The sequence below is a fragment of the Rathayibacter sp. AY1F2 genome, assembly GCF_002930885.1.
Lineage (GTDB): Bacteria > Actinomycetota > Actinomycetes > Actinomycetales > Microbacteriaceae > Rathayibacter.
Genome location: NZ_PSVG01000002.1, coordinates 302,784 through 313,882, shown reverse-complemented (window position 1 = coordinate 313,882; position 11,099 = coordinate 302,784). Strand labels below are relative to the sequence as shown.

Below are 11,099 nucleotides of genomic sequence, written 5' to 3'. Positions count from 1 at the left end.
GCGAAACGGCTCGGGGTCGGCAAGCGAGGGGCCGCCCGACGGGGTCCGACTGCTCCTCCTCCGCCGCAAGCCCCTTCCGCCGGGGCCGCCCGCTTGGTCGCATGAGGCATGCGTGAGATCAGACTCGTCAGACTCGTCACCCGCCTCGAGAACGCCGCCGCCCTCGATCCGCTCGTCGGCCGGGTGAAGCGGGCCGTGAACGCGGTGGTCCGGCCGCAGCCGGTGCGGGACGTGCTGCACGGCGTCCCGTTCGGCCACCCCGTCCATCCGCTGCTCGTCCTCGTACCCACCGGCGCCTGGGTGTCGGCGGCGGTGCTCGACCTGCTGCCGGGGAACCAGCGGGCGGCGCGGACCCTCGTCGGCGTCGGCGTGATCAGCGTCCTGCCGACCGCCGCCTCCGGCTTCACCGACTGGTCGGAGCTGCACGAGCAGCAGACCCGCGTCGGGCTGGTGCACTCGGCGGCCAACGTGGTCGCGACGGGCCTCTACGCCGCGTCGTGGGTGCAGCGCCGCCGCGGGCGCACCACGAGCGGGAAGGTGCTCGGGATGCTCGGACTCGCCGTCGTCTCAGGCGGCGGCTACCTGGGCGGCCACCTCAGCTACCGGCAGGCGGCGGGGGCGAACCACGCGGAGGACGTGCCGCACCGCTTCCCCTCGGGCTGGCAGGAGCTCGGCGCCCTGGCGGACCTGCCCGAGCGCACGCCGGTGAGGAGGGAGGTCGCGGGCCTCCCCCTGCTCGCCTTCCGGCGGGGCGAGCGGATCGACGTGCTCTCGAACGTCTGCAGCCACCTCTCGGGCCCGCTCGACGAGGGCGAGGTCTCGGCGGACGGCTCGGGGGAGGCGTGCGTCGCCTGCCCGTGGCACGGCAGCGCCTTCTCGCTCGAGACCGGCGAGGTGCTGCGGGGGCCGGCCACCTCGCCGCAGCCGCGGTTCCAGACGCGGGTGCGCGAGGGGCGCGTGGAGGTGCTGCTGCCGCACGCGGGGTGAGGCGGGGGCCGGTGCTGCTCAGGCCTGAGCCGTCGACGCCCGCTCCACCAGCACCGGCGGCACCGGGCAGTCGACGGCGGGCTCCTCGCCGCGCAGCTCCGCGAGCACGACGCCGATCGTGCGGCGGCCGACTTCCGCGAAGTCCTGGCGGATGGTGGTCAGCGGCGGCTGGTAGTGCGCCGCCTCGGGGACGTCGTCGAAGCCGACGACGCTGAGGTCCTCGGGCACGCGCAGTCCCCGCTCGGTGCAGGCGTGCAGGAGTCCGAGGGCCATCTGGTCGTTGCCGGCGAACACCGCGGTCGGCCGGGGCGAGGAGTCGAGGAGGCGGAGGCCGGCGCGGTAGCCGGACTCGGCGCTCCAGTCGCCCTCCACGACGGCGACGGGGTCGAGGCCGGCCGCGCTCATCCCGGCGCCGAAGCCCTCGAGCCGCGCCTGCGCCTCCACCCAGTGCTGCGGACCGGCGAGGTGCGCGATGCGGGTGTGGCCGAGGCCGACGAGGTGCTCGGTGGCCAGTCGTGCTCCGGCCGCCTGGTCGACGAGGAGCAGGGAGTCGGCGCCGCGGTCCGTCGCGCCGAGCGTCACCGAGGGGACGCCGATCGCGAGGCTCTTGATCGCCTCCAGCGCGCGCTCCTGCGGGGCGAGGACCACGATCGCCTCCACCGACTCCCGCTGCAGGTGGGCGAGACCGTCGGCCAGCGACTCCGCGTCCGGCGCCGCGTTCACGACCGGGACCCGGTAGCCCGCGTCGCGCGCCGCCTGCTCGATCGCGGCCATCGCGGTGGCGGTGCCGTAGAAGCTGTGGCTCTCGGCGGCGAGGATCCCGATCAGGCCGGAGCGGCTCGTCGCCAGGGCGCGGGCGGCGGCGCTGGGGCGGAAGCCGAGGTCCTCGATCGCGGCGAGCACGCGCTCCCGGGTGCGCGGCCGCAGCTGGGGGCTGTCGTTGAGCACGCGCGAGACCGTCTGGTAGGACACTCCGGCCCGCACCGCGACGTCGCGGATGGTCGGCGCGCGGTCGAGGGGCATGGCCACACCGTAGCGGTGCGTGCGCCCCCGTCCCCTCCCGCGAGACGCCTCCCGGGTGCGCGTCCGTCGGCGGGTCGCGTACCGGAGCGGCGTCCCGCGGGCGCGGGTCAGGGGCCGCCGAGCCAGTGGTCGATGCGGTGGTGGTCGGGGGTGAAGCCGTGGTCGACGCCCCAGAGGACGGCCTGCGTGCGGCTGGTCGCGCCGATCTTGCCGTAGACGCTGCGGATGTAGGACTTCACCGTGTTGGGGCTGAGGTAGGTGAGCGCGGCGACGTCGGCGTTGCTCTTGCCCTGCGTGATGAGCGCGAGGATCTCCGACTCCCGGTCGGTGATGCCCTCGTGGCGGCCAGGCCAGTCGAGGCCCGGTGCGCTGCCCGCCCGCCGCGGAGGATCGCTGACGACGACCTCGCCCGCCGCCACCCGCTCGAGCGCGGCCACCAGCTCCCGCGCCGGCAGGGTCTTGGAGAGGTAGCCGTGGACGCCCTGCTCGAGGGCGTCCGCGATGAGCGTCGGCGCGAAGTTCCAGGTGTAGACGACCACGTGCTCGGCCCGCTCGTTGCGCACCAGCTCCGCGATCTCGTGGTGGTCCGACTCCGGCTGGGCGAACGAGTCGTAGAGGACGACGTCGATCCGATCGGAGAGGGAGGCGTTCGCGTCGATCTCGGCGACGACCACCCGATCGCGGTAGTGGTCGAACATGTGCGCGAGGCCCGTGAGGACGACGTCGTAGTCGTCGACGAGCGCGACGGTGAGGGGCGCGCGGCGGGTCATGGTCGGACGCTACCGCACGGCTCGTCGGGGCGAGCACACCCCCAGGGGTGTACCGAGGCCTCCTCCGGGGTGGTTGCGTAGCCACCGGTCCCGCAACCGCGGAACCGATCAGCGGGCCCCCGCCCGCACAACGGAAGGACGACCGCCATGCTCGGTCTCATCATCAGCCTCATCGTCGTCGGACTCATCGCAGGAGCGCTGGCCCGGCTCATCGTCCCCGGGAAGCAGAGCATCAGCATCGGCATGACCATCGTGCTCGGCATCGTCGGCTCGTTCGTCGGCGGCTTCCTCGGCTTCCTGATCTTCCAGCACGACCCGATGGACGGCTTCTTCCAGCCCGCCGGCATCATCGGCTCGATCATCGGAGCGATCATCGTCCTGCTCGTCTACACCCGCTTCGCCGGCCGCTCCGCCGGGCGCCGCTGACCCGCAGCGCACGGCGACAGCGAGGTCGCTTCCGACCCGCGCTCCGCGGGCGTGCAGGCACCACGCTGACCGGCGGCCCCGGCCCGGCTCCCTCCACGGGCCGGGCCGTCGTGCTGTCCGCGGGGTGCCCGGGCGTCGACCGCGGTCTCCGACGCTGCGTCCGCGGGTTCCGGCGCTCCGTCCGCGGAGCCCGCGCTGCGTCCTCCGCCCTCCGCGGATCGGCAGCGGAGTCCGCGGCTGCCGTGTCGGCGGCTGCCGAGTCCGTCGCCGCGGAGTCCGCAGCCGCGCAGTCCGTCACCGCCCAGCCGCTGCGCACCGGGGTGCGCGATGCTCGGGCGATGCCGCTCGTCGTCCCCGATGCCCTCGTCCCGCTCGCGCTCCGGCTCGCCCGTGCGAACCGCACCTTCGTCAGCGCGGAGGGAGCCCGTCGCCGCATCCGGGAGCGCGCGCTCCGTCCCGCCTCCTTCGGACCGCCGCCCCGCCTCCGGCCCGGCGTGCGCGTCGACGTGGAGCAGGTCGGCTCCTGGCCGGTCTACACGATCCGCCCGCGGGTGATCCGCGGCGGAGTCGTCTACGTCCACGGCGGCGGCTGGGTGAACGAGATCGCGCCCCAGCACTGGTGGCTCGCCGCCCGCATCGCCGACGAGGCCTCCGTCGCGGTGACCCTCCCGATCTACCCGCTCGTGCCCTTCGGCACGGCGCTCGAGGCGCGCGACGGCGTCCGCGCCCTGGTGCTGCGGAGTCGGGAGCGGCACGGGGCGACCTGCCTCGCCGGCGACTCGGCGGGCGGCCAGATCGCCCTCTCGACCGCTCTCGCCCTGCGCGACGACGGGGTGGTCCTGCCGCGCACCACCCTCGTCTCGCCCGCGCTCGACCTCTCCTGGAGCAACCCGCGGATCCCCGAGGTGCAGCCGACCGATCCCTGGCTCGGCACCCCGGGCGGTCGCGTCCTCGCCGAGAGCTGGCGCGGCGCCCTCGACCTGCTCGATCCCGTGGTCAGCCCGCTGTTCGGCGACCTGGCGGGCCTCGGCCCCCTCACCGTCTTCACCGGCACGCGGGACGTCCTCAATCCGGACGCCCATGTGCTGGCCGAGCGGGCGGCGGCCGCCGCGGTCCCGTTCGAGCTCCACGAGGCCGTCGGGCAGGTCCACGTGTACCCGCTCGTGCCCACGCGGGCCGGCCGCGAGGCGCAGCACGACCTGGTCGAGGGGCTCCGCGCGGCGGTCTGACCACCGGCCGGCCCAGGCGTCCGGCAGGCTCCTCTCAGTCCGTCTTCCGGACGGCGGACGGCGCCTCCGCCCGCTCGTCCACGACGTCGAGGCGAGCCAGCGCGTTCGCCGTCCCCCGGCGGCCCCGCGTCGCGACCAGGCCGATCAGCGCGGCCGCCGCGAGGACGAAGGCGAGCAGCGACCAGAACCCGCCCTCGACGGCGAGGAGGGTCGACCAGCCGCCCGATCCCGCCGCCCAGCGCACGAGCCGCTGCCAGAGGAACGGTCGCGGCTCGGGACGCAGGCGCACAACCGTCTCGCCGAGGGTCCGCCCGGACCGCAGCACGATCACCAGCTGGAGCAGCGGAGCGACGAACGGCAGGGCGCCGAGAACCACGTCCCCGGGGCTCGAGCGCGTGTCCACCCCCGCGAGCACGAGGCCGACCCCGGTGATCGAGACGAGCGCGCCCGTGATGAGGCTCAGCGCGAGCACGTCGCAGAACATGCCGAACGCGCGGCGGCGGATCGTGACCGGGCGGGCCCGCTCCGGCACCGCGCCCTCGGTCCGGCGGGTGAAGACGACGAGCACAGGGGAGAGGAGGGTGCCGAGCAGGGCGCCGGCCGTGTTGGCCAGCAGGTCGTCGACGTCGAAGAGCCGGTAGGCGCACGGGTAGAGGAACCAGTCGCCCGTGAGCTGCGTGACCTCGATGAGGAGCGAGACGGCGAAGCCGGCGACGGTGCCGCCGATCAGCCCGGCGACGAGGCGCCCGCGCAGAGCGAGGTGTCGGACGAGCATCCCGAGGGGGACGAAGAAGACCACGTTGAGGAGCACCTGCGCGGACGCGGGGTTCGTCAGCAGCGCGCGGGGCCCGTCGATCCCGCCCTCCTTCGCGATGTCCCCGACGAAGGCGAACAGGCGCAGCTGCGGACCCGATCCGGTGCGGCAGGCGGCGGCGACCGTCGCCTCGTCGGGCAGGGGGAGGAGCGTGTAGGTGACGAGGGCGAGCGCGTAGACCACGGCGGCGAAGGCCAGCACCGCGTTGCCGATCCCGAGGACGCCGCGGCGCCGGTACTGCAGGGCGGCCCAGGGCACGAGGCCCACGAGGGCGACGGCGGAGCCGAACAGGAGGGCGAGCACGGCGGAGGTCATGCGTCGACAGTAGGAGAGCGGAGGCCGATCCCCACCGACAGGCGCTCCGGGGATCTCCGCCAGCGCGATTCATCCCTCCCCAGCGCGGGATCCGGGCGCTCCTCCAGGGATCCGAGCGATCCCCGCCCGCCGCCTCCACGCCCTGCTAGCGTTTCCTGGGTCGCGTCCAAGAAACGCGTGCACCCCCGACCCCTCCACGAAAGACGTCATGCCGCTGCGCTCCCGCCTCCTCGCCCTCCCCGCCGCCGTCGCGGCCGCCGCGCTCCTGCTCAGCGGCTGCACCGCCGAGACGCCCGACGCCTCCAGCACCCCCGTCGACGGCGGGACGCTGACCTACGCGTCCGGCGACGCCGAGCCCACCTGCCTCGACCCGCACGTCGGCGGCAACTACCCGCAGGCGCTCCTCGCGACACAGGTGCTCGAGTCGCTCGTCTCGCGCGACGCCGACGGCACCATCACGCCGTGGCTGGCCGAGTCGTGGACCGTCTCGGACGACGCGCTCAGCTACGACTTCACCCTGCGCGAGGGTGTGACCTTCACCGACGGCACCGCCCTCGACGCGGAGGCGGTCGCCGCGAACATCGCGCACCTGCAGGACCCGGCGACCAAGTCCTCCACCGGCTACCTCGCCGTGGCGAAGGTCGCCTCCGTCACCGCGGTCTCGCCGACCGTCGCCCGCTTCACCCTGACCGCGCCGGACAGTGCGCTGCTCGAATCGCTCGCGCAGCCGTGGACCGCGATCGAGTCGCCCGCCGGCATCGCCCGCGGCGAGGAGGCGAACTGCGAGGCGCCCGTCGGCACCGGCCCCTTCACCGTCTCGGAGTGGGTCAAGCAGGACCACGTGACCCTCACCCGCAACGAGGCCTACGACGCGTCGACCGGCCCGACCGGGGACGGCCACGAGGGCCCCGCGCACCTGGCGAGCATCACCTGGCGCTTCATCCCCGACTCCGCCACCCGCTACGCGGCGCTGCAGTCGGGCGAGGTCGACGTGCTCGACAACGCCCAGCCCGACACTCTGAAGGCCGCGACCGGAGCCACGGACCTCGTCGAGCTCGACGCGCCCCGGCCCGGCTCGGTCAACCGCCTCGAGCTCAACTCCGGCCAGGCGCCGTTCGACGACGAGTCCGTCCGCGAGGCGTTCGTCCGCGGCGTCGGCGTGAACGACGCGATCGACTCGCTCTTCTTCGGCACCGCCGAGCGCTCCTACTCCCCGCTGTCCAGCCGCGAGGCGACCGCGTACTCCGACCCGTCGCTCTTCGAGGACGCCGGGTCCGACTCCGAGACGGCCGCCGCCGAGGACCTGCTCGAGAAGGCCGGCTGGGTGGACTCGGACGGCGACGGCATCCGCGAGAAGGACGGCACGCCGCTGACGCTGCGCTTCCCCGTCAGCACCAACCAGTCGATCCCGGCCGAGCAGTCGCTGTTCGAGCAGATCCAGGCCTCGGCGAAGACCCTCGGCTTCGACGTGCGGATCAGCCTGCTCGACCTGTCGAGCTGGTACACCGCCCTCGCGTCGAACGAGTACGAGCTGGTGAGCGCCCCGTACACGAAGGTCGGACCCGACGTTCTGCGGATCCTCTACTCCTCCTCGGGCATCACCCCCGCGCCGAGCGGCTACTTCGCCAACCACGCGCAGATCGCCGACCCCGCGCTCGACTCGCTGCTCGAGCAGGCGAGCGCCACGACCGACGAGGACGCCCGCGCCGACCTGTACGAGCAGGCGCAGCGGATCGTCCTCGAGGGCTACTGGATCCTGCCGCTCTACGACCAGCAGAACCACTACCTGCACCGGTCGGCCGTCCAGGGCCTCGTCGCCCTCGACACCGTGTCGACCCCCTGGTTCGCCGACGCCTGGGTCTGACCCGGCCCCGGAGAGCCGCCTGCACCGATCGATGAGCGGACGCACGCCGGTCGAGTAGTCGCCGCGGCGGCGCATCGAGACCCCGCGATCGGGACGGGCGGAGCTCGAGACGCCCGCTCCGCGGGCTGCTCGATCAGCAGGGGTCCGTCCTCCATGCTGGTCGAGTAGCCGCCGTCGGTCGCGCATCGCGTGCTCCGGAGGGAGCGGACCTCGACGACGCCCCCCTCCACCGCCCCGACCAGAGAGGACGCCCGCCCGCATGATCCGTCGCGTGCTCCTCCGCCTCGGTGGCGCCCTCGTGGTGCTGTGGGCCGTCGCGACCGCCGTCTTCGTCCTCATCCGCCTCGTCCCCGGCGATCCGGCGCAGGCGATCCTCGGCGGTCCGGGCTCGCAGGCGTCGCCCGAGGCGCTCGCCGCGGTGCGGGAGCAGTACGGCCTCGACCAGCCGCTCCTCGTGCAGTACCTGGTGCAGCTCGGCAGGCTCGCGCGCGGCGACCTCGGCACCTCCTACTCCCTGCGCACTCCCGTCGCGCAGATCCTCGGCGAGCAGCTGCCCGGCACCCTCCTGCTCGCCGTGCTCGCGCTCACCGCCGCATGGATCCTCGCGCTCGCGACCGCCCTCTGGTCGACCCGGGGCGGCCGCCTCGCCGCCGCGGTCGGGTCCGGCCTCGAGCTCACGGCGGCCGCGCTCCCGCACTTCTGGCTGGCGACCGTGCTGATCGCCGTCTTCGCGACCGCGCTGCGCTGGCTGCCCCCGGTCAGCACCGGGTCGCCCGCCGGGCTGGTGCTGCCGACGCTCACCCTCGCGATCCCGCTGGCGGGCTTCCTCGGCCAGGTGATGCGCCGCTCCCTCCTCGACGCGCTGGAGTCGCCGTTCGTGCTCGCCGCTCGGGCGCGCGGCGAGGGCGAGTTCGGCGTCCGCGCCCGCCACGCCCTGCGCCACGCGGTGCTGCCAGGGGTCTCGCTCTCGGGCTGGGCGTTCGGCTACCTGATCGGCGGGGCCGTGGTGGTCGAGACGATCTTCGCGAGGCCGGGGCTCGGCCGGACTCTGCTCGCGGCGGTGACCGTCCGTGACGTGCCGGTGGTGACGGGTGTCGTGCTGGTCACGGCGCTGGCGTACATCGTCGTGACGCTCGCCACCGATCTGCTGACCCGCGTGATCGACCCGCGGCTGGCCCGGCGGGAGGCGGTCGCGTGAGCGAGCTCGAACTGCGCGCCGCCCGCCCGCTCCGCCGGGGTCCCTCCCGCCTCCGCGCCGGCGAGGTGCTGGCCGCGTTCTTCGTCGTGCTGCTCCTGCTCGCCGCCGTCGCGCCCGGGCTGCTCGCCCCCTCCGATCCGCTCGCCGTCGCCCCGCGCGACGCCTTCACCCCACCGGGTGCCGCGCACCTGCTCGGCACCGACGAGTCCGGTCGGGACGTCCTCAGCCGCCTCATCGCGGGGGCCGGCGCGTCCCTCCTGATCGGCGCCAGCGCCACCGCGATCGGCCTCGTCCTCGGCGCGGTGCTCGGGGTGGTCGCGGCTTTCGGCGGCCGCGTCGTCGACGGCGTGATCGGCCGCGTACTCGAGGTGCTCTTCGCCTTCCCCGCGCTCCTGCTCGCGCTGCTCGTGATCGTGGTCACGGGTCCCGGAGTCGTCCCCGCCACCATCGCGGTCGGCCTCTCGACCGCGCCGGGGTACGCCCGCATCCTGCGCACGCAGCTGCTCGGCATCCGCGACTCCGGCTACGTCGAGGCGGCGCGCGTGCTGGGGCACGGACCCGTCCGCATCCTCGTCCGGCACGTCCTCCCCAACACCTTCGGGCCGCTCGCCGTGCTGGCGACCCTCGGCGTCGGCCAGGCGATCGTCTGGGCCTCGGCTCTCAGCTACCTGGGCCTGGGCGCCGAGCCGCCCGCGCCGGAGTGGGGCGCGATGCTCTCCGCGGGCCGCACCTACCTCGCGAGCGCGTGGTGGCTGACCGTGTTCCCGGGACTGGCGATCGTGCTGACCACGATCGCGACGACGGTCCTCGGCGGGCGTCTGAGGGGTGCGCGGTGAGCGCGGTCGTCGTCGAGGGGCTCCGGGTCGCCTTCGACGGAGTCGAGGTGGTGCACGGGGTCTCGTTCCGCGTGGAGCCGGGGGAGTGCGTCGCGATCGTCGGCGAGTCCGGGTCGGGCAAGAGCGTCACCGCGCGAGCGCTGCTGGGGCTGAGCGGAGGCGCCGTGACCGGGAGCGTCCGCGTCGGCGGGACCGAGGTGGTCGGAGCGGGCGAGCGGGAGTTGCGGCGGCTGCGCGGCGGATCCGTCGGCTTCGTCCCGCAGGACGCGCTGCTCTCGCTCGACCCGCTGCGCCCGATCGGCCGCGAGATCGGCGACGTGCTCCGCCTCCACGGCCGCCTCCCCGCGGCCGAGCGCGTGCAGCGGACGGTCGAGGCCCTGGCGAGCGTCGGCATGCCGGAGCCGGCCGAGCGGATGCGGGAGCGCTCGGGCGACCTCTCCGGCGGGCTCCGCCAGCGCGCCCTCCTCGCGGCGGCCGTGGCGCTCGATCCGCCGCTGCTCGTCGCCGACGAGCCGACCACCGCGCTCGACGTGACCGTCCAGGCCCGCGTGCTCGAGCTCTTCGCCGAGCAGAAGGCGCGCGGCCGGGCGCTCGTCCTGGTCTCGCACGACCTCGCGGTGGTGGCGGGCCTCGCCGACCGCATCCTCGTGCTGGCCGACGGCCGCGTGGTGGAGGAGGGGACCGCGGCCGAGGTGCTGCGTGCGCCCCGCAGCCCCGAGGCCCGCGCGCTCGTGGCCGCCGTCCCCGCCGGGCGCCCGCGCGGCTCCCGGCTCACCGACCCGACCGCACCGGCGACCCCGCCCGAGACCCCCGGCGAGGTCGTGGTCGCGGCCCGCGGTCTCGCCGCCCGCTTCCCGCTGCCCGGCGGAGGAGTGCGGGTCGCGGTCGACGACGTCGACCTCCGGCTGCGGCGCGGCGAGACCGTGGGGCTCGTCGGCGAGTCCGGGTCGGGCAAGAGCACGGTGGCCCGGCTCGTGCTGGCGCTGCGGCGTCCGGACGCGGGCGCCGTCGAGCTGTTCGGCGAGCCGTGGTCGGCAGCGACCGAGCGCTCCCGCCGTCCCCGCCGCCCGCGGATCGGCGCCGTCTACCAGGACAGCCTCTCCTCGTTCGACCCGCGCTGGAGCGTCGGCCGCCTCCTCCGCGACGCCGGCGCAGCCTCCGTGCCCGCGCTGCTCGAGAGCGTGGGGCTCGACCCCGCCCTGGAGCGGCGCTCGCCGCGGACCCTCTCCGGCGGTCAGCGCCAGCGCGTCTCGATCGCCCGGGCGCTGGCGACGCGCCCCGACGTGCTGATCTGCGACGAGCCCGTCTCGGCCCTCGACGTGTCGGTGCAGGCGCAGATCCTCGACCTGCTCGACGACCTGCAGCGCCGTCACGGCCTCGCCCTCCTCCTCATCTCGCACGACCTCGGCGTGATCGCCCACATGAGCGATCGCATCGCCGTGATGCGCGAGGGTCGGATCGTCGAGGCGGGGCCGGCCGCGTCGCTCCTCGCCGCACCGCAGGAGGAGTACACGCGCCGCCTGCTCGCCGCCGCCCCTCGCCTCGAGCGCTGAGCCGTCCGCGGCGCCGCGCCCGCCCGCACCGCCGAGGCGCCGCGCTGCCCGCCGGGACACCGCCTCAGCAGTGGTGTCCCTCGA

General features: G+C 75.1%; 10 protein-coding genes. 7 read left to right on the top strand and 3 right to left on the bottom strand.

Annotated elements, in window-relative coordinates:
- Positions 1–108: 108 nt before the first annotated feature.
- Positions 109–987, top strand: coding sequence for a Rieske 2Fe-2S domain-containing protein (locus tag C5C54_RS03150; RefSeq protein WP_104287767.1), 879 nt, complete (start codon positions 109–111; stop codon positions 985–987).
- An 18-nt stretch (positions 988–1,005) separates the two neighbouring features.
- Here the strand turns inward: C5C54_RS03150 and C5C54_RS03145 are convergent, their stop codons facing one another.
- Together C5C54_RS03145 and C5C54_RS03140 are read right to left on the bottom strand one after the other, a co-directional pair.
- Positions 1,006–2,010, bottom strand: coding sequence for a LacI family DNA-binding transcriptional regulator (locus C5C54_RS03145; protein WP_104287766.1), 1,005 nt, complete (start codon positions 2,008–2,010; stop codon positions 1,006–1,008).
- Positions 2,011–2,117: 107 nt separating this feature from the next.
- A complete protein-coding gene (locus tag C5C54_RS03140; protein WP_104225041.1) occupies positions 2,118–2,780 on the bottom strand; it encodes a response regulator transcription factor in 663 nt (220 codons plus the stop codon).
- Between the two features lie 147 nt (positions 2,781–2,927).
- Here C5C54_RS03140 and C5C54_RS03135 point away from each other — a divergent pair, with 147 nt between their 5' ends.
- The gene (locus tag C5C54_RS03135) at positions 2,928–3,206 is read left to right on the top strand and encodes a GlsB/YeaQ/YmgE family stress response membrane protein (protein WP_104287765.1); all 279 of its coding nucleotides are present in this window, start codon (positions 2,928–2,930) and stop codon (positions 3,204–3,206) included.
- A 242-nt stretch (positions 3,207–3,448) separates the two neighbouring features.
- Positions 3,449–4,435: an alpha/beta hydrolase gene (locus C5C54_RS03130; protein ID WP_258063193.1), complete on the top strand. Its 987-nt coding sequence runs from the start codon at positions 3,449–3,451 to the stop codon at positions 4,433–4,435.
- Positions 4,436–4,469: 34 nt separating this feature from the next.
- Here C5C54_RS03130 and C5C54_RS03125 read toward each other — a convergent pair whose 3' ends face one another.
- On the bottom strand, positions 4,470–5,564 hold the full coding sequence (locus tag C5C54_RS03125; protein ID WP_104272949.1) for a VanZ family protein: 1,095 nt from the start codon (positions 5,562–5,564) through the stop codon (positions 4,470–4,472).
- Between the two features lie 208 nt (positions 5,565–5,772).
- Here C5C54_RS03125 and C5C54_RS03120 point away from each other — a divergent pair, with 208 nt between their 5' ends.
- The 4 genes from C5C54_RS03120 (at position 5,773) to C5C54_RS03105 (ending at position 11,015) form a co-directional block, all read left to right on the top strand.
- Entirely contained in the window at positions 5,773–7,428 is a 1,656-nt protein-coding gene (locus tag C5C54_RS03120) for an ABC transporter substrate-binding protein (RefSeq protein WP_104272950.1), read from the top strand.
- Positions 7,429–7,687: 259 nt separating this feature from the next.
- Positions 7,688–8,626, top strand: coding sequence for an ABC transporter permease (locus tag C5C54_RS03115; RefSeq protein WP_104226048.1), 939 nt, complete (start codon positions 7,688–7,690; stop codon positions 8,624–8,626).
- Positions 8,623–9,462: an ABC transporter permease gene (locus tag C5C54_RS03110; protein ID WP_104269115.1), complete on the top strand. Its 840-nt coding sequence runs from the start codon at positions 8,623–8,625 to the stop codon at positions 9,460–9,462. The genes C5C54_RS03115 and C5C54_RS03110 overlap by 4 nt, the downstream gene beginning before the upstream one ends.
- Positions 9,459–11,015, top strand: coding sequence for an ABC transporter ATP-binding protein (locus C5C54_RS03105; protein ID WP_104287764.1), 1,557 nt, complete (start codon positions 9,459–9,461; stop codon positions 11,013–11,015). The genes C5C54_RS03110 and C5C54_RS03105 overlap by 4 nt, the downstream gene beginning before the upstream one ends.
- Positions 11,016–11,099: the final 84 nt, after the last annotated feature.